We start from the raw sequence: 18,375 nt of genomic DNA, 5'->3' as shown, positions 1-18,375 counted from the left end.
GATTGGTAGCCATACTTTTTATGACTATAAAATATTTAAAACCCTACGAACAACCCTTGATGTCCTTGCATAACTACCATCTTCAGTAGAAAACAGCGTGAGTGGTGGAAATTCTTCGATTTGGCGATATATGAATCTATCAAAGAAGAGGGTGCCGGATTATCTGTAAATCTAAATCGGTTAATTGATGAAATTTACATACACCCAAACGCTCCAAAATGGTTTTTTCAAGCAGTTCAGGGATTTCTAACGAAATATAATATTAATAAACCTATAAAACAATCAACTTTGTATGCTGGACCTAGTATGGTCTGTTGAGTGAAACTACATTTCGTAAAAATTGTTTTTTACGATAAAATAGCATTCAAAAAGACACTATTTCAAACCTTAGTAAAATGTGCTAAAGACTATCTTTATAAGTTGTCCTCTTCGTCTCTTCCAAACTCAAATAGGATTACCAAAAAGGTGCATGCCCTCTGTTAATTTATACGTTAACAAGTGTGGGGCAAGCACCTAATTACTACCATCCATTTTAAAATCCAATTACCATCAATTCCTCAACTAGTTTATAATAAAAATGATGTCCTCATGGATAATAGTGGTCTCTATTGACCCCAAGATGTTTAAGAAGGTGAAAAAAATCAACATCATCGAAACAAGGGTGAGAAGTTTCATTGAAGATATTCAGCACCCGAAGCAAAAGAAGAAGTTAAACATAAACGATTTAGAATTTCAGCTGCGAAAATTGCTGGATGATTATTACGAAATGGATGGTTATTCGCTGTTTTATGAAGCCATTCAATCATTGCAAGATGAAGGGCAGCTGACTCCTATACATAATAATCAACACAATGGGAAAACACCGTCTTTGCCTTTATATTACTGGGTTAATGTGAAGGCTCAAGCCGACAAATGGGACCGGCTCGGGATGATGAAGCTGAGTGATCTGTTTGATTTTTCATTTTATGAAAGGCACCCGGAATGGCAGACGAAAGAGGAATGGAGCCGTATTCAGAGTTTATATGGTTTTCTCCAATCCAGCGGTGAACGGGAAGTCGTTTCACTAGAAGAACGAAGCCTGGAGCTGTTCGGCCATGAAGAATTCCTGCATGACGGGGTCAGTTTTCCTGATGGAAAAGGCTTTTTAGCCCGAATTGGCGTATCTGAAGAGCAGCTGAAAGTAGTGAAATACGGGGAGCCTTTTGTATTTTGGATGAAGCAGGGAAAAGAAATCAAAGATATTCAGAGAGTGCTGATTGTCGAGAAACTATCATTCTTTCATACTTCCATTCAATTATTGGAAAGTGATCTGCTTGATTATGAGCCGGAACTCATCATTTATGGGGAAGGCACTAAAATTGAACGGAGCTTTTCGTTTTTCTTTAAAATTTTTCCGGCTAAATCGTATCTCCTCTACTATGCAGGAGATCTTGATGCGGCAGGATACGGGATCATGACCCGGCTGATTGAAAAATACCCGGATTGCTGCATTCAGCCTGCATTAAAGATTTATCGTAAAATGCTTGAATGTCTGGATCAAAGAAATGAACAGAAATCTGGCCAGCTTCAAAATCTTAAATACCGAGATGCGTTCTTCAGGTGGTTTACGGAAGAAGAGCAGGAACTCTTAATGCAATTATGGCAGGAAAAAAAACGGATTCCTCAGGAAGTCTTAACAATTGAAACATGGAGGAGATGGATGTGAACGAATCATGGGAAGGATTCGCCCAGCGGATGCAGCGATTGAACCCGCTGTTTGAGCTTGGGAGAGGAATGGAAGTCGGAGAGCTGAAGCCTCATATCCAAACGATTCTGATGCAGGTGCTCCTTACCATTTTTTATCGGGAATTGAATGATGATGATCATCGGAGAAAATCGGATATTAAGTATATGGTCGAAGATTCAATTAAGCAAATGAAGCTTTTGGCCGATGAGAAGCAGGTTGAACGGATCACAAGCGGGCTTCTGTATCAGGGGAAAGAAGAGTACAGCAGACCTTTTGAAGCCCTATATTACGATGAAATCAGGCAATCATGGGAGACTCAGGTTTTCCGCTATGTGACGATGGATGAATTATATACGAACCTGGAGATAGGCGGATCCATTGTCTACAAGCTCACCGATGTCTCACAGGAGATGATTTTCATGAGCAGGGAAATGGCAGAGGAATTCTCGATCACCATTGAACAGCTTTATAGTATGCAGCTGATAAAAAACGGTAATTTCCGCAAAGCTACTCGAAACCTCGATCACCTCATTTCACGGGTTAACCGCTTAATGGCAAAAGAATTTTCCTTTCAAAAAGAAATGATCAATAATCCCAAAATCTTATTGATGGAAGAAGAAATGCAAAGGGCTGATAACCGTGCGGAAATTGAAAAGCAGTTCGAAGAAGAGAAGAATCACTTCCGCACCATCAGCAGCATGATTGAGAAAACGAAACGAAGAAATGAGGAAGATGATCTTATTCAAAAAGAATTGATCCTTCTCCAGGAAAAGATCGGCCATACAAGGCAGCTGCATGACCGTTTCGCAAAGCTTGTGATTCAAAATATCTCTTATGAAATGAAGCTGAAAGCGGAAAACCCATCCCTGTTTTGGGAAACGAGCCTTGTTTCATTCAGGGAACATATTTATGAGAACTGGTTCATGAAAGAAGGGTTTTCTTCATTCGATAGAGTTGAAAAAGTATTAGGTCCTTTATTTTCGCCAAGGAATGAATTTATCTTACCTTTGGACTGGATTTGGGGAGAGCAGGAATTTGATGAAAAGCAGCTGACAGAGGTAATGGAGGAAGAAGCGCAAGAGGAAAGCATTATCCATCAGAGGGTAACGAACTGGGATTCTGTCATCAAGGCCTGGAGCTATGTGTTTCAATATTTGCAGACATACGGAGAGTTTTCCTTGGCTGATTTAACGACATTGCCGCTCGAAGTCCAGGATTTATGGTTTGAAGAATCGGAAACGATTGATTTATGGATGATGTTTGATAAAAAACCGCTGAAGGTTCAGGTGCTGCATCGGAAAGAAGAGTCATTAAGTGATGAACGGGAGATTCTCCTCTATAAACTGATGCAGGAATACCCGCAATTCCAGGTGTTTGAAGGCTTGAAAATTTATACCGAATTTGATCATCGGGCTGAACCCTTCCTCTGGTATCAAATGAAAATCACTCCGTTTAAAATTTGTGTACAGGAGGAGAAATGATGAGTGCAGATAGTATCAAGAAAGCATCAGCGGTTTATTTTACGCTTTTAAAAGACAAAGTCATCGACGAAAACAGCGAGCACTTTCAGGCGTATTTCGATCCTGATGTAAGACAGACGGTACTTTTATTGGCAGACGAATCCGGCACCTTTATCATTGAATCGCCAAAACGGATTCAGCTCGTCGTGCAGCCGACCGGCTCTGTTTTTGCTACAAATTTTACTCATATGAAGGATAGGCATAAGCAGGTTGAAACGAAGAAACATTTTCACCTGATGAGCGTAGTCATTATGGCATTCCTGGCAAGCATCGACCGCAGCCAGGCGGCTAAAATCCGTACGAAGCGTGAAGGGATTAGCTTCTATACCCTGGAACGGCAAGTCAATGATGTCATCATGAATTGGGATAGCATACTTAAGGTAAAGCAGGATTTTGGAGAAGAGGAAAAAATTGATATGAAGGATGTTGTGACAACATGGAAATACATGGAGGTCGACACCGATGATTATGGATCTAAGAAAGCCAATCGCCGGACGCGTATCGGTTTGATTGCAAGCAGTATGCGTCTTTTGGAGACAGAAGGACTTATCGTCATTCTCGATCGGGAGGATATTCCAAAGGCGATTCCGAAACAGGAATTATTTGAGCGGATTGAATATTTGTATCATGATTATGACCGTTATGAAATGTTCAAGGAATTAATGACGACAGAGGAGGATCAGCATGCCGAAAATCCATCGAATTAGAATTGCCGGCCTGAAATATGATGGCATGCAAAAGCAATACAAGGATACAACATTTAACTTCCATAATGAAGATACCTCCACAAATGGCCTTATTTCCATGATGAATGGAGGAGGGAAAGGGGTTTTCCTGCAGACCATTTTCCAGATTCTTAAGCCAGGAACTTCTTGGGGAAAGCAGAATAATCGCTATTATCAGCAATTCTTTTTTAATAATAAAGAGCAATTCATTCCTTATACCTTTCATGTTCTTATGCAATGGGAGCTCGACGGGGCTGATTGCAGGCATTTGGTGACGGGCGGAATGTTTTCAGCAGAACAGCGGATTTCCATGAACGAAGAAGGCGGAGAAGCCAAAACACTTGAACAGGAAGCAAAAATTGTCCCGAATATTACGTTTTATACAAGGGAGTTTGAACGGAAAGAAGAAGCATCCCTTGAACATATTCCGCTCTATGAAGATGGTGAACTGGCTGATACGGAAGGCCTGAAGGATTATTTAAAATGGAATGGCTATGATGTCTACCGCGATACAAAGAAGCACTACCGCATCCTTGATACATACGGCATTAACCGCAAAGACTGGGATATTATGAAAGACATTAACAAGGATGAAGGCGGCGTTGGAAAGTTTTTTGAAGGCGCTGAGGATGATCATTCCCTGTTCCAAAAGCGGATTATTCCTACAGTCAGTCAGATCCTGCACCGAACGGAGCATCAGAAGAACGATCTGGTGGAGATTTTTAAGAGTCAGGCAAGTATTGCAAAGGACCTGCCTGTTTTGCTCAAAAGAGAGCAGGCTCATAAAGAGTTCCTGGAAGATATTATTCCATTTGAAGAGAGTCTGGCAAAGGGCATCAAGCATAAAGAAATTGTTGAAGACAGCATTAAGGTCGGGAGACAGCTGCTTGGTGCTTTGGAGCATTTGAAGAAAACGGAAGAAGAAACACTCATTGAGCTGGAAAAGGAAATCGAAAAATTAACGGGCAAGCAAGTGGAACTGCGCTTTCAGAAAGATAACCTTGAGTATGCAAAAGCTCACCGGGAAGTGCTGGATTGGGAGAAGAAACTAGGGGAAGAACAGAAGAAGCATACGATCCTGCAGGAAACGGTGAAAGAAAAGCAGGAGCGAAAAGATGAGCTGGCTTTTCACCTTTTATTGAAAGAATGGCATGAAGGGGAACAGAGCATCCGCGCTCTTTCCCAGCAGATTGTGAAGCTTGAGCAAAACAGCGGCCTGGAGCAAGTGAATCAAAGAATGGATGAAATCAAAAAAGAAGCGGCACAGCATTGGGAAAAATCCGCCGCAGCTATTAGGGAAGCCGTTCAGCATTATTCCGGATATCAGAAGTTTTTAAAGAAGAAAACAAACGAACTGTCAAAGCAGGATAAACAAAAGACCCGGGAGATTGCCCAGCTTCGTACGGAAATTGATTTTCTTTATACTAAAATTCATGAATTTGAATCAAAAGAAGAACAACTTATCAAAGAATTCGGTGATCGCTTAACCTATGATTTACAGGGATTTATCGAAAATCTTAACAAGCAGATAGAATCCAAAAAAGAGGCTCTCGAAGATTTACAGGCAAAAGAGAAACAATCAAATGAAAAGCAAAATCAGCTAGCATCTGCGCATGGTACGCTTGCTCAATCCATTCAGTTTTCTGAAGAGAAGTGTAAAGAGTTAAAGATGAAAAGTGAAGAGATGCATCGAAAAGAAGCGAAGCTGTACGATAAGCTGCAAGTTGTGCTTGACGATGTCTCAGCGCAGTTCACGAATGCTCTTTTATCCAAATATGCCCAGCAGGTGGAAGAGCTCCTCGTTCAAAATCGTGAGCAAGGGGAAGAAATAAAGAAAGCGCTCTGGGAAACGCAGCTGGATTTTGCTTTGAATGATGAGCATTTCTGGATTGCGAATAATGATGTGAAGGAACTGAAGGAATGGATTGATGAGAAAACAGGGATAGATGTGTTCTACGGCTCACAATTTCTGCAATCTTTAAAACCGGATGAAATGGCTAGCCACATGCTCACTCATCCGCTCCTGCCCTACGGCTTAGTGGTCAGCAGGCCGCAATGGGAAAAAGTGAATAAACAGGTCCTTGCAGGAAGAATGTTTAAGAGCCCTGTCCCGATTTTTATGAGGGAAGAAATGGCGGGCGAAAATCAGCAAAATACGTTTGTGATGATCACCGGTACGGAGAAGGAACTTCTGACAAATAAAAATCAGTTCACGAACTGGAAAATTAAGATTGCCAAAGAAATAGAAGAAAAAAAAGATGCACTTCTAGAAATGGAACAAACAGAGAGTTCTCTCCGCCGCATTTTAAAAGAAATCGACCGTTTCCTTTCCAATGACCTTGCCGGTGATATTGAAAGAGCGCTGCTTCAGGAAAAAGAAGCCCTGCTTTCCAAGAAAAACGAATTACAGGCCATCATCGTTCAGGAGGAAAAAGAAAAAGAACGGCAGCTGGGACTTAGAGATCAGCTTGAAAAGACGAAGGAAAAGATTGAAAATCTATCTAAAGATGTGGAGTCTCTGGAAAGCTTTAATCGTGAAAAGTCGCTGCACCTTGAAAATAAACGGGTAAAGCAGGAAAAAGAGAAACAAAAGGAAGCTTTCGAAAGTGTACAGAAAGAGCTTGCAAACGAGCATCAGACCATCATTGATCTGCAGGAAAAGTGGAGCCAAACGTACTTGGAATGGAAGCTATCAGCTGAGCAAAATATTAAGGAGATTAGCTTCTTTATTGATGGTGCGGTTTTTCCAGCCGCTGAGAAAGCAGAAGCTTCTGAAGAGGTTCCGCGATTATCATCGCATATGCTGGAAGAAATCATTGGAAGCATTGAGGAGCTTAAACAGCTGCAAAAATCAAAAGAAGAACAAGCCAGTGAATTGCTGGCGATCCAGGCGACAAGAGAATCGGAGCAAAAACAGCAAAAGAAGCTGGAGAAAAAACTTCATGCTCTTAACGAAGAGTGGAAGGATGCGTCTGTACCGGATGAACCTATGAGTATTTTGGAAAAGATGGTTCAAACAGCTGCAAAGGAAACAAAGGCAGCAGAGAAAGAAGAGCGAGAGCAGGGAACAACTGTAACAGTTGCTGACACTTCTTTAAAGCATGCGAAGGCGCAGCGTGATAAGACTGTTAAAAAAGTGGCCAAGCATGATAAACAGCCTGAAGAATGGGAAGAACTTGATCTGGAAGTGAAGACGGTTGAGATTACAGACCAGACCAAACAGACGAATGCAGAAATTAAGAAAACGGAAGAGCGCAAAAAAGAGACGGAGCAAAACATTGCTGAATTTGAAAACAATCAATTGCATCTATCCGTAATCCTTAAAGAGGAAGCAGCAGCTTTTACGGATGAAGATATTGAAAAAATAAAGAGCCAGGGAAAGCAAAGCATCATTTCCTGGAGTGAAAAACATCAGGGTATCCAGGATGAAGGCCAGGAGAAGCACGCAAAAATTGAACAATCCCTGCGCAATTTAAAACTCAATATTGAAGGCAAGGATTGGGAGATCCGCTTTAAGAATGAAGTCTTAACTACGCTTGATCATATGGATACAAGGCATTACGCACATATTCAAAGTGTTGTCCAAAACATGAAGCGCTTCTCACAGAGCGGCTTAGAGCAGCTGGAACGCGATAAAGAACGGGCAGAAAAGGCGCAAAACTTCTGGGCAAGCCGTGCGAGTATGAAGGTGATGAGTATTTCGGAAGCGATTCGCTCGATGATTGCGAAAATGAAGCTGAAGAATGAACGAGGGTCTTTCCCGCTCGTCCAGCTCAAAGAAGACATCCTGCCTAAAAAAGCGGAAGATATTGAACCTTTACTGAAACAGCATTTTGTTTCGGCCATTAACAAAATTACGAAACGATTCGAGATGATTGATGACCATAATCTGGAGCTGGATCAGGAAATCAAACAGCTCATCAGTGATGAGCAGATTTTATTTGTCTCCCTCAGGAATCGTTACCCGGAACTGCTGGTATATAATATGCGTACTGATAATGCCTTCATGTATGGAAAACCGCAGCGTGAGCATTATTCAACCTGGCAGACGATCAACCAGGGTTCAAAGACTAAATCGGATGGCAGCGGCGGCCAAAAGTTATCTGCCCGCATGGTCATGATGATGATGCTTCTTTCGGTTAAGAGTGAAACTGATCAAAGCTGGGTTCCGTTAGTCTGTGATAATCCGTTCGGACAAGCGGCTTCTGCCCATGTGCTTGACCCGATTTTCGCTGTAGCTGATAAGCTGAAGTTTCAATTCATCGTCGTTACTCCGCCTGAGTTGGTAAAAACAGAGATCAGCCAGAGGTTTGATGCGTACTATAAATTGGATTTCATCCGGGAAAAAGGGAAAGAGATTGTGTCGGATACGATTGTACCGGCATTTCGAATTTATCAGGGAGAGGAAGCAGTTCATTAGATTAAAAGAATTAAAGTATTGCCATCTTGCAAAAAATATGCAATACTTGGTTGAAAATAATATTTTATACAAATTCTTATCCAGAGAGGTGGAGGGACTGGCCCTGCGAAGCCTCAGCAACCCCTGATTATGTCAGGAAGGTGCTAATTCCAACAGAGTTGACGCTCTGGGAGATAAGAGGTCGTTTTTGATAATAAAGGCCTCTTATAAAGAGGCCTTTTTTTGATGTTCTTTTTAGGTTGATCTCGGTTTAGATAATAACGAAGAAAGAGGAGGAAAAACAAAATGGAAAACAGTGTTATACAGGTACCGGAAGCATATTCGAGAATATTACAGGATTCTGATGTGCTGGGTTTCGGGCAATCATGTGATCGAAAAACAGGGTTTTTACTAAAGGGGCTGGCTGCCTCCAAACCAGGAGGAAGCTTTTTGGAGCTGGGCACAGGTACGGGGGCATCTGCTTCCTGGATCATAGATGGGATGGATGAAAGCAGTAAGCTAACGACCGTTGACATAGATTCGACAGTTCAATCCATCGCGAAAAAAAACCTCGGGTATGACAGCAGAATTACATTTTGCTGTGAGGACGGAGCAGCTTTTATTCAAAACCTGTCGGAAAGGTTCGATTTTATTTTTGCAGATACGTGGCCAGGGAAATTTGAGCTTCTGGACAAAACCCTGGATCATTTAAATATCGGCGGTTTTTATGTGATTCATGATGTGTTTCCGCAGCAGAAATTGCCTGAAGAATTTCGGATCAAAGCCACTAAACTCCTGAAAACACTGCAGGACAGACCTGACCTGGACATTACAGAATTGGATTGGTCTACTGGGCTGATACTGGCAGTGAAGACAGCGGTTTGATAGTTTATTAAGGGGGGACGTTCCATGAGTAGCGTTAAAAATCAGGTTAAACATGTATTGTATGAAGGTGAAACCATTATTGAATGTCTAAGCTGTTCATTAGTGGCTCATTTCTGTTTAGCACCGCATCCAGGCTTCTTTGCGGCAACAAACAAAAGACTGCTGTTTTATGGAATTCCTGCATCAGGAACAACCAAGGATTTAGTTGAAGAATTTGCGTATATCAATTTAACTTCCATTGAAGAAAAAAGGGGAATCACCGGCAGGCATATTCATATGTACTATAACCAGGACTTGTATAAATTTCAGCAAATCCAGGGGATGAATATGTTTGATTTTATGGCAGCGGTTAAGGAAAAGATGTGTATGTTTGCTGCTTCGGCAAAAGAGCGTTATCCCGTAGGATAAACGCCCTTTTAAATTGTGGAATTTATAGCTTAGCTTAGTTGCTCAGACAACTTTTCCATGATTTAGTGATTAACTGGACTCCTCTCTCAATCTCGTCCATCGAGGGTGCGCCATATCCAATCATCACATGATGGTTTGGCTTGTGCAGCTGATACATAGGCGAAACAGCATCGATTTCAACACCTGCCGACTTTGCCAGTTCAATTGCTTTCGCTTCAGTCAATCCTTCGGGTAATTTCACGATGATATGCAAGCCCGCTGTATCTCCAATGATGTCAAAGTGGTCTCCTAAGTGTTTTGACAGGCTTTCTATTAAACAGCTCCGCTTGGATCGATATAACGTTCTCATTTTTTCTATATGAGATGTATAAAGTCCTTCTTCCATAAATTTTGCAGCAGCCTGCTGATCGATTCTTGAAACATTCGTCTTTTGGTAAGCATTAAATTTTTCAAAGTCTTGCTGCAGAGATACTGGCATAATCAGATAGCTGATCCGAAGTGATGGCAGCAATGTTTTTGAAAAGGTGCCAAAGTACAGTACCCGCCCGGTTGAATCCAAATGGGACAATGCCGGGATTGGTGCCCCTTTGTAGCGGAATTCAGAATCATAGTCATCCTCGATAATATAAGCGTCCTGTTTGATTGCCCAATTTAACAGCTCAATCCTTCTGGCAATAGACATAATTGTACCGGTAGGGTATTGATGAGCAGGTGTCGTATACAATAATTTTATTGGCTCTTCAGCATCAGGCACACAGCATCCATCCTCATCCACAGAAATCGGATAACAAGGCAGCTGTAATTGATCAAAAACAGATCTTGCCCGAATAAAACCTGGATCTTCAATCCCGATGGCTTTCCGCTTAAAAAACAAACAGACATTTAACAGCTGCGGCTGAAATCCGCTGAATAGATACACTTGTTCCGGCTGACAGGCTAGCCCTCTAGCTTGCTGAAGGTATTGTGCAATTTGAACACGCAAAGAATATTCACCCTGCCACGGGCCATTGCTGGCATTGGATTCCTTAAGCTCTTTTCGATAAAGTCTATTCCATTGTTTGTAAGGAAATGCAGAGGCATCTATCTGCCCATTTTTAAAATTAATGAGAAACTCTTGCTGATCTCTTTTCTCCAGGCCCATTGTATTAATCTGACTATAATGCATTTCATCCTGAATTTCAGAAACAAAATAGCCTTTGCGTTCTGCTGAATAACAGTACCCTTCACTCTGCAATTGTTCGTAAGCCATCTGAACAGTTATGATGCTTACGTTTAATTGTTCAGCCAGCCTCCGCTTTGCAGGAAGTCTTGCATGAGCTGACAATTTTTTATCTAAAATCGCCAGCCGAATTTGTTCATAGATTTCTTTATACTTTATTCCATTTTCCGAAAGCAGAATTTGAAGCTCCATCAAATCATTCCCTGGTATTATATTAAAATTCATTTTTGGTTATTTTTATCATACCAGAAATCGGTTTTAATTGATTCAAGGAGAGTGATAGCATGCGAAAATTAGAAAACAATGTTGTGCAGTTAATTCCTATGGAACTTGATCATGTTGAAGGAATTTGTGAAGCAGCTCAGGATAAACGAATATGGGACCATATGTCTGTTGATTTAACTGAGAAAGGCCGGGTCATTCATTATGTCAAAGATGCCATACAAAGACGGGAGCAAGGCACCGATTTTGCTTTTGTCATTATCCATAAAAATACAGGGAAGATCATTGGCGCTACTTGGTTTCTCGATATTTCAGCCCAGCATAAACATCTAGAAATCGGCTCCACTTGGATGAACCCTATTTATTGGCGCACGAATTTCAATACAAACTGTAAATATTTGTTATTGAAATACTGTTTTGAAGAACTGTCACTTAATCGCGTCCAAATCAAAACCGGACATGAAAACATCCGATCACAGAAAGCGATAGAACGAATCGGTGCGGTAAAAGAAGGCATTCTTCGAAATCATATGATAAGAAAAGAAGGGACTATTCGTCATACTGTCCTGTATAGTGTCATAAAGGAAGATTGGGCAAAAGTAAAAAAACTTTTCCAGGAGCACTTGCTTATATAGTTTTTGTGGAGCATCTCAGGCAAGAAGTTTATAATGAATAATAAAACTGCTGGAAGGGTGTGGATACAATGAGTGCTGGTTCTTTTTTTCCTGATAATATCAAAGGGGCGCTTCAGAATACTCCCCCTGGGGAGTGGATTCCGGAGATTCCAGATAAGTGTATACGCCTGCATTGCGGCTATCCAGCTCCTGCCCTTATACCTGATGAAGAGGTAAAGGCAGCTGTTAACAGTTTATTAGAGGAAGAACATGATTTGCCGCTCCATTATATAGGAAGTCCCAAAATAATAAAACTCAAGGAACAGGTTTTAAAGAGGTTGAAAGAGCGGGGGGTATCTGTTACGGAAAAAGAGCTTTTGATCACTTCAGGTGCCTGTCAGGCGATCGATTTGATTGCCCGCATTCTCCTGGATGAGGAGTCAATCGTGGCAATAGAATCACCTACTTATATGGAGGCTTTAGAAATTTTCCAAAATTACACCAAACATATAATTAGTATTCCTGTAGACAAGCACGGACTTCAAACAGGTGTATTGGAAGAGATTCTAGAGGATAGGAAGCAAAAAGGGCTTACTCTGCCGCGTTTTCTTTATACAATCCCAACCTTTCAAAATCCTACAGGCACTACGATGACAGGAGAGCGCCGGCAGCATGTATTGGAGCTTGCCAAAACATATAATTTCCTAATAGTTGAGGATGATGCTTATGGGGAATTATCATTTAATAAAAGTTTCCCCACTTTAAAAGCAATGGATCAAAACTCTCAAGTTCTGCATGTTGGTTCCTTATCCAAGATAGTGGCCCCGGGCATGCGTATAGGATGGATAGCGGGAGCAAGTGAAATAATCCATGCATGCGCCTGGTTTAAAAAAGATCTGAACCATCCGTTTGCTCAAGCTGCCATGGCTGTTTATTTAGCAAACACAGATTTAAATAATAAACTAGTAACCATGAGAGATACATACCGGTCCAAATGCAATGTTCTGACCTCCGCACTGGAACAGTACTTTCCTGAATCAGCTTCCTGGTATGTGCCCGAAGGGGGGTACTTCGTGTGGATGAAAATTCCCGGTGCCGATACATCGGAACTGCTGACACATGCCCTGGCAAAGGGGGTATCTTTTATTCCTGGCAAGTACTTTTTCAAAGATCAGGCAGACGGAACGGAATTTCTGCGCCTTTCCTTCAGTTATGCGGATGAGAAGGAAATAACTGAGGGGATTCGCAGGCTGGGAAAAGCCGCAGAGGCCTATCTTTAATGAAAATATTTCTATGGAACTTTTAAAAATGAAGAGGAATAAAGGAAACAAAGCCTAATTATCTTGGTATTGTAAGCCAGAAATTAGGCTTTTTCTTTAAATCCAGTCAGTGATAGATGTAAATAAATTATAGTCTTACCCGAACCTCAGAACCGTCCTTAGCTTTGACATCTACTATCACGAGCCCCTTTTGATTTTTCAGTTCCTTGACAATAGGCTTTAGCGCTTCTTTATCTATTAATGGAAATGTAAAGTCCAGTCTTTTTCTTTCGAAGTGCACTTTTGTCCATTTGTTTACATTTTGATGAAACAATTTTGAACAAAAAATGGAAATAGCAATGTTTAAAATTGCATATGGAATTGGGATGGTTAACCGAACATCTTTTGCTTTCACTTTTACATGCAGCATAATCAACTCACTAATCAATGATGACCGAAACGGTATCTCCGTTTGCCGATTTAATATCAACGATTTGGCCGTCTAATTCATTTTCGATTGCTTCGATAATAAGGCTTATGTCTATATCTTTAACGTATTTTTCTGACTGAGGGATACTCGCTGCGATGCTGTGTCCAGCCATTAATACTGCCTTAACAAGTTTTATTGGCAAATTGACCGTGACGTTATCATTTTCGGCGGATACAACACGGATTTTTAAAGTTTTATCTAAATATTTATTTGTTTTTAATGCTGGCTTATTACCTGTTTCTTCTTTATCTTTTAATATTTGGATCAGTTCTGATCCCTTATCTGCATCAATCTTCCCTTCTTGAACCATTGTTAACACTCTCGTAATTTCTTCTTTCATGATAAATCCTCCCTATTCCTCTTTTAATAGCTTAATGGCTTCTTCTGGTGTGATTTCGCCATTTTCCAACATGGTGACAACTTTTTTCTCATCTGCTTCATTCTTCTTCTTCTGTACATATCCGAGGGATGATATGATGTCTGTTAGCTTGCCTCGAACCGTTGGATAGGATATCCCCAGTTCCTTTTCAACTTCTTTGATATTTCCTCTGCATGTTAAAAATACTTCCACAAAATGAAGCTGATCCTTTGATAATGATGCCAGTTTAGATAATTCAAACTCATTTTCAATCGTTGTGTGACAATGAGAGCACTGCAGCTTTGTAATTTTCAATGTTTTACTGCAAACAGGACAATCTGTGATTAATTTATAAGCCATAATGAAATTCCTTCCTTTTATTTGAATTGATTATATAATAATGAATCAAATAAATAAATAATTAAAATGAAAAAAATTAATAATTTTAATTAAAAATTTAAATTTATTGATTTTTTAGGTGAAATGCAGAGGTTTTGTGAAAATATCCTAATAAAGGGAAAATAAAATATTCATAGAAAGTAATCAGTGATGCATTTAAATATTTTCTAGCTGAAGGAGTGATTTTCAATGCATTTTCGAAATGCAGATGAAAAAGATTTACAAGCTATTGTCCGCTTGCTTGCCGATGATGAATTAGGAGCAAAGCGTGAAAGGTATGAAGACCCGCTGCCGGATTGTTATTATAAAGCATTTAAGGCAATAGAAGCACAGGCGGGAAATCAGATTATTTTGGCGATAGACGGTCAGGCTGTGATTGGCTGCCTTCAATTAACAATCATTCCTGGGCTGGCACGTCAAGGGATGAAACGAGCACAAATTGAAGGGGTGCGTGTTGATCAGCACTGCCGTGGTAAAGGGGTGGGGGAAGCCTTGTTTAAAGAAGCGATTGCCATAGCAAAGTCTGAGGAGTGTGGTCTTGTTCAATTGACGACTGATAAGGAGCGTGATGATGCACATCGTTTTTATCATAAGCTGGGGTTTATGGCGAGTCACGAAGGGATGAAACTAATCTTTTAATCCGGAACCTTATTACTTATTTAGTCGCGATTTTTGTACAAGATAGAATACTAGCTAAATACGGAAGAATCATTTTGAAGGAATACTGAATAATTTTTCGTCATATGGAGATTATATAGTTGAATTCAAAAAGGAGGAATGATGTGGAAACAAGCATGAGTGTTGAAGAAGTATTGACCGGGATCTCTGAACTGTTGGAAAAAGAAGGGCAGCCGCCCCGAAAGAAGCAAGTAAAAAAATCAAACCCAGAGTTAATGAAAAATGCATTGTATTATTTTCCGAGCTGGGAAAATGCAGTAGAGCAGTCTATAGGATCTTAACCTCAAAGTGTACATAATATGTGTTTGTTCAATTTAAAAGAGAATGCTGAGACCACAGAAGATGCCTTCCTTATGGGAAAAGGAAGGCATCTTCTGTGGTTTTATAAATTAGGGGTTAAAAAACCCTGTCACCATTAAAAATCGAATTTTTAACAATAACGTAATCGACATGGCGGATGGCATCCAGCCTGTTGCCGCCTGCATAAGAAATGGAGGACTGAAGATCCTGCTCCATTTCTTTCAGGGTATCTGCTAAAAATCCTTTGTGCTCTACTAAAATTCTTTTGCCTTCAACATTTCTCTTTTCGCCTTTTTGAAATTCAGAGGCTGAGCCAAAGTATTCTTTATAGAGCTTTCCGTCTTTCTCATTCTCGATGGTTTTTCCAGGAGATTCCTCATGTCCTGCAAATAAGGAACCAATCATCACCATTGTTGCACCAAATCGAATCGATTTAGCGATGTCACCATGGGTGCGAAGACCTCCATCAGCTATAATCGGCTTGCTTGCTGCCTTTGCACACCAGCGAAGTGCAGCTAACTGCCAGCCGCCCGTCCCAAATCCAGTTTTAATCTTTGTGATGCACACCTTGCCAGGTCCTATGCCAACTTTTGTAGCATCAGCTCCAGCATTCTCTAATTCTCTGACGGCTTCGGGGGTGCCGACGTTGCCGGCAATCACAAAGCTTTGAGGAAGGTATTTCTTAATATGCTGGATCATTTGGATGACAGCATTGGAATGGCCATGAGCTATATCAATGGTAATGTATTCGGGTGAAAGCTTTTCATCAGCAATCTGCTGTATAAATGCATATTCGCCTTCTTTGACCCCTACACTGATCGAAGAGTATAGCCCTCTCGCCTTCATGTCTTTTATAAAAGAAATTCGCTTCTCCGGTTCGAAACGATGCATGATATAGAAATACCCGTTCTCTGCTAAGTATATGGCAATTTTCTCATCTACAATCGTCTGCATATTAGCAGGCACCACCGGAAGCTTAAACGCACGTCCCCCCAGGAATGCCGTTGTATCACATTCAGATCGGCTATTGACGATACTTTTTGCGGGAATTAATTGAATATCTTCATAATCGAATACATTTTCCATAGTAATCCTCCTATTGAAAACAAAGCTGATACGCACATCCATTGCAAGGATAGGTTTTTCAGTTTCAATTGATCTTATACAAGCACCTATGGAAGCATCATTAAAAAAGAGCTTAGAAAATTCCTAAGCCCAATGGATAATAGGGGGTCGAATTGTGAGGGTTCGACCAATTTAATTTTATACAATTCAGAATGTAATTTCAACTAATTAAAGTGAAAACGCGTAAAAGTGATAATGTGCTAAAATTTTCAGCTGGGGTAAGCAAAAGGTTATAAGAGCATTGTCCGGCTCATAAATTATTGGATTCTTGGATGGGCACCTATTTTCTGGTAGTTCATAAAAATAGATTAAAACATGCCATTCTCATTAGGTGAGTCCTCAGGCACAGGCTGCCCAACATCCCAAAGCTCAGCCACTTGGCCACCTTGAAACCGGAAGATATGTACGACGGCTCCTCCGCGATCCTCTGGATTCTGCTTCACATGGGAATGAACCACGACGGTTTCATTCTCCTGGATTGCGAGTCTGACTTCAAGTATTTTGTCAGGGTTTTTCTCTGCATTCTCTTCCATCGCGAGCATGAGTGTATCTGCATCGCCTTTGAAATAGGGATTATGGTGAGTAAAACCAGGGCTGATGTAACACTGGTAGGCTTCGCGGACTTGGCCTGATGCCACGAGCTGCAGGAAAGATACTGCTTTTTCTTTCAGTGATAGGCTTGAAGTCGATTGCTGCTCCGCACTCATTTTCATTCATCCTTTCATATCACAGAAATTACTTAATTTAATAGAAGTATAAAATATACTAAAAGTAATGACAATTATATAATAAAATATTAGTGTGAAATGGAGATTCTTATTAGTTATTGAGAGGGGGCAGTTTGCTTGAGTATCCGTTTTGAAGTGAAAAGAACCATTCAGGTATCTGCACAAAAGGCCTACTACGGTTTAATTGATCTTGATTCGGCCAAGGACTGGATGCAAGGCCTAGTTGGAATAGAGCGGTTCGAAAGCGGGCCATTGAAGGTGGGGAGTCAGTGGAAAGAGACAAGGAAAATGTTTGGAAACGAGGCTACTGAACATTTTGAAGTTATTGATCTTGATGAGCCCTGCAAAATTGTCCTTCGCTGTGACGGGACCAAAGGGACAACAGGAAAAGGAGAATTTATATTTACCTACATAATCGAATCAGCAGGTGATGCTTCAGAGGTTACTTTAGTAGGTGAGATAAAGGGGCTTACTGGTTTGTCAAAGCTGTTTGGAAAGATGATAGCTGGTGCTTTTAAAAAAGCCTGTGCGAAAGATCTGGATTCCTTGAAAAGCTATTTAGAGAAGTGATGATTTTAGTAAAGTCGAACCGCAAAATTAAACACTGTTTTGAGATAAGTGTTCGGTCTAAAGACCAAAGTTAAAAAGGAGCAAGTTATGACAATCATAGATAAATTAAAGCTGAGCAAATATAAAAATATGGCTGTGCTAAATCAGCCAAGTGATTATGATATATTTAATGGATTTAAGACGGAATTATCAGGAGAGCATGATGCCATTTTCATTTTTGTTGAAACGATTGATGAAATGGTGAAGCATACTCAAACAGTTATCCATGAGGATCAGCTTCTTGATAAAGGATATTTATTTTTCGCTTACCCCAAAAAAGGGAACAAGCGGTATGATACCTTCGTTCACAGAGATGAGATTTTTCCAGCCATGAAAGTAGGCGAAGATGGATTTGTGGGGAATAGCGATGTGAAATTCTCACGGATGGTGAGTATGGATGATGTCTTTACTGTTGTTGGATTAAAACGGGAGAAAAAGAAAGAAAAAAAGTCATCCGCCCCGAGTCAATGTGTAGCTGATTACGAGGATAACGTGAAAGACATTGAAAAGCTATTAGAAAATTATCCAGATGAATTGAAATTTTATCTGGAATTAACCCCTGGCTATCAAAGGGATTGGGCCCGTTATGTCTTTTCTGTTAAGCAGCAGAAAACACGTGAGAAACGCGAAGCCCAGATGGTGGAGATTTTATCACAAGGGTATAAATCGGTGGATTTGTTTAGGCAGAAGAAGAAATAAGCAAGGTGCCTG

Annotated in this window: 18 protein-coding genes and 1 riboswitch; of the genes, 12 read left to right on the top strand and 6 right to left on the bottom strand. The window is 40.6% G+C overall.

Annotated elements, in window-relative coordinates; all coding sequences use genetic code 11:
- The first annotated feature begins 619 nt into the window (after positions 1–619).
- The 6 genes from NR125_RS01765 to NR125_RS01740 all read left to right on the top strand — a co-directional run bounded on the left by NR125_RS01765 (position 620) and on the right by NR125_RS01740 (position 9,663).
- Positions 620–1,705 (top strand): Wadjet anti-phage system protein JetD domain-containing protein, encoded by a 1,086-nt coding sequence (locus NR125_RS01765; RefSeq protein WP_009330525.1) that lies wholly within the window; start codon positions 620–622, stop codon positions 1,703–1,705.
- Complete coding sequence (locus NR125_RS01760) at positions 1,696–3,207, top strand: hypothetical protein (protein ID WP_226280715.1); 1,512 nt, start codon at positions 1,696–1,698, stop codon at positions 3,205–3,207. Before NR125_RS01765 ends, NR125_RS01760 begins: the two co-directional genes overlap by 10 nt.
- Positions 3,207–3,953, top strand: coding sequence for a DUF6063 family protein (locus NR125_RS01755; RefSeq protein WP_034295673.1), 747 nt, complete (start codon positions 3,207–3,209; stop codon positions 3,951–3,953). Before NR125_RS01760 ends, NR125_RS01755 begins: the two co-directional genes overlap by 1 nt.
- The gene (locus tag NR125_RS01750; protein WP_256814666.1) at positions 3,931–8,391 is read left to right on the top strand and encodes a coiled-coil domain-containing protein; all 4,461 of its coding nucleotides are present in this window, start codon (positions 3,931–3,933) and stop codon (positions 8,389–8,391) included. Before NR125_RS01755 ends, NR125_RS01750 begins: the two co-directional genes overlap by 23 nt.
- A 73-nt stretch (positions 8,392–8,464) precedes the next feature.
- A riboswitch (SAM riboswitch) is annotated at positions 8,465–8,571 on the top strand.
- A 105-nt stretch (positions 8,572–8,676) separates the two neighbouring features.
- Positions 8,677–9,255 carry an O-methyltransferase gene (locus tag NR125_RS01745; protein WP_009330520.1) on the top strand — a complete coding sequence of 193 codons (579 nt, stop codon included), beginning with the start codon at positions 8,677–8,679 and terminating at the stop codon, positions 9,253–9,255.
- Between the two features lie 24 nt (positions 9,256–9,279).
- Complete coding sequence (locus NR125_RS01740) at positions 9,280–9,663, top strand: PH domain-containing protein (protein ID WP_009330519.1); 384 nt, start codon at positions 9,280–9,282, stop codon at positions 9,661–9,663.
- A 34-nt stretch (positions 9,664–9,697) separates the two neighbouring features.
- On the opposite strand, the gene pdxR is transcribed toward NR125_RS01740, so the two are convergent.
- Entirely contained in the window at positions 9,698–11,107 is a 1,410-nt protein-coding gene (gene pdxR, locus NR125_RS01735; protein ID WP_256814665.1) for a MocR-like pyridoxine biosynthesis transcription factor PdxR, read from the bottom strand.
- A 59-nt stretch (positions 11,108–11,166) separates the two neighbouring features.
- On the opposite strand from pdxR, the gene NR125_RS01730 reads away from it, so the two are divergent.
- Together NR125_RS01730 and NR125_RS01725 are read left to right on the top strand one after the other, a co-directional pair.
- Entirely contained in the window at positions 11,167–11,739 is a 573-nt protein-coding gene (locus NR125_RS01730) for a GNAT family N-acetyltransferase (protein ID WP_009330517.1), read from the top strand.
- Positions 11,740–11,807: 68 nt separating this feature from the next.
- Positions 11,808–12,998, top strand: a complete 1,191-nt coding sequence (locus tag NR125_RS01725) for an aminotransferase-like domain-containing protein (RefSeq protein WP_009330516.1) — start codon at positions 11,808–11,810, stop codon at positions 12,996–12,998.
- A gap of 127 nt (positions 12,999–13,125) precedes the next feature.
- Here NR125_RS01725 and NR125_RS01720 read toward each other — a convergent pair whose 3' ends face one another.
- Genes NR125_RS01720 through NR125_RS01710 form a run of 3 tightly spaced genes read right to left on the bottom strand, consistent with a single transcriptional unit; the run spans position 13,126 to position 14,185 of the window.
- Positions 13,126–13,407, bottom strand: coding sequence for a hypothetical protein (locus NR125_RS01720; protein ID WP_009330515.1), 282 nt, complete (start codon positions 13,405–13,407; stop codon positions 13,126–13,128).
- 10 nt (positions 13,408–13,417) lie between these two features.
- The gene (locus tag NR125_RS01715; protein WP_009330514.1) at positions 13,418–13,807 is read right to left on the bottom strand and encodes an SHOCT-like domain-containing protein; all 390 of its coding nucleotides are present in this window, start codon (positions 13,805–13,807) and stop codon (positions 13,418–13,420) included.
- 12 nt (positions 13,808–13,819) lie between these two features.
- The gene (locus tag NR125_RS01710) at positions 13,820–14,185 is read right to left on the bottom strand and encodes a DUF2089 domain-containing protein (RefSeq protein WP_009330513.1); all 366 of its coding nucleotides are present in this window, start codon (positions 14,183–14,185) and stop codon (positions 13,820–13,822) included.
- A gap of 228 nt (positions 14,186–14,413) precedes the next feature.
- Here NR125_RS01710 and NR125_RS01705 point away from each other — a divergent pair, with 228 nt between their 5' ends.
- Together NR125_RS01705 and NR125_RS01700 are read left to right on the top strand one after the other, a co-directional pair.
- The gene (locus tag NR125_RS01705) at positions 14,414–14,863 is read left to right on the top strand and encodes a GNAT family N-acetyltransferase (RefSeq protein ID WP_009330512.1); all 450 of its coding nucleotides are present in this window, start codon (positions 14,414–14,416) and stop codon (positions 14,861–14,863) included.
- Between the two features lie 143 nt (positions 14,864–15,006).
- Positions 15,007–15,183 carry a hypothetical protein gene (locus NR125_RS01700; protein WP_019381986.1) on the top strand — a complete coding sequence of 59 codons (177 nt, stop codon included), beginning with the start codon at positions 15,007–15,009 and terminating at the stop codon, positions 15,181–15,183.
- 115 nt (positions 15,184–15,298) lie between these two features.
- Here the strand turns inward: NR125_RS01700 and guaC are convergent, their stop codons facing one another.
- Together guaC and NR125_RS01690 are read right to left on the bottom strand one after the other, a co-directional pair.
- Positions 15,299–16,288 carry a GMP reductase gene (gene guaC / locus NR125_RS01695; protein WP_009330510.1) on the bottom strand — a complete coding sequence of 330 codons (990 nt, stop codon included), beginning with the start codon at positions 16,286–16,288 and terminating at the stop codon, positions 15,299–15,301.
- A 347-nt stretch (positions 16,289–16,635) separates the two neighbouring features.
- The gene (locus NR125_RS01690) at positions 16,636–17,034 is read right to left on the bottom strand and encodes a nuclear transport factor 2 family protein (RefSeq protein WP_009330509.1); all 399 of its coding nucleotides are present in this window, start codon (positions 17,032–17,034) and stop codon (positions 16,636–16,638) included.
- Positions 17,035–17,172: 138 nt separating this feature from the next.
- On the opposite strand from NR125_RS01690, the gene NR125_RS01685 reads away from it, so the two are divergent.
- Positions 17,173–17,625 carry an SRPBCC family protein gene (locus NR125_RS01685; protein ID WP_251266612.1) on the top strand — a complete coding sequence of 151 codons (453 nt, stop codon included), beginning with the start codon at positions 17,173–17,175 and terminating at the stop codon, positions 17,623–17,625.
- 87 nt (positions 17,626–17,712) lie between these two features.
- Positions 17,713–18,363, top strand: a complete 651-nt coding sequence (locus NR125_RS01680; protein WP_217025214.1) for a YdeI/OmpD-associated family protein — start codon at positions 17,713–17,715, stop codon at positions 18,361–18,363.
- Positions 18,364–18,375 lie beyond the last annotated feature (12 nt).

The sequence above is a fragment of the Cytobacillus sp. Bac17 genome, assembly GCF_024519925.1.
Lineage (GTDB): Bacteria > Bacillota > Bacilli > Bacillales > Cytobacillaceae > Cytobacillus > Cytobacillus pseudoceanisediminis.
The sequence above is the reverse complement of the archived record's forward strand: the minus strand, read 5'-3'. Positions and strand labels throughout refer to the sequence as shown.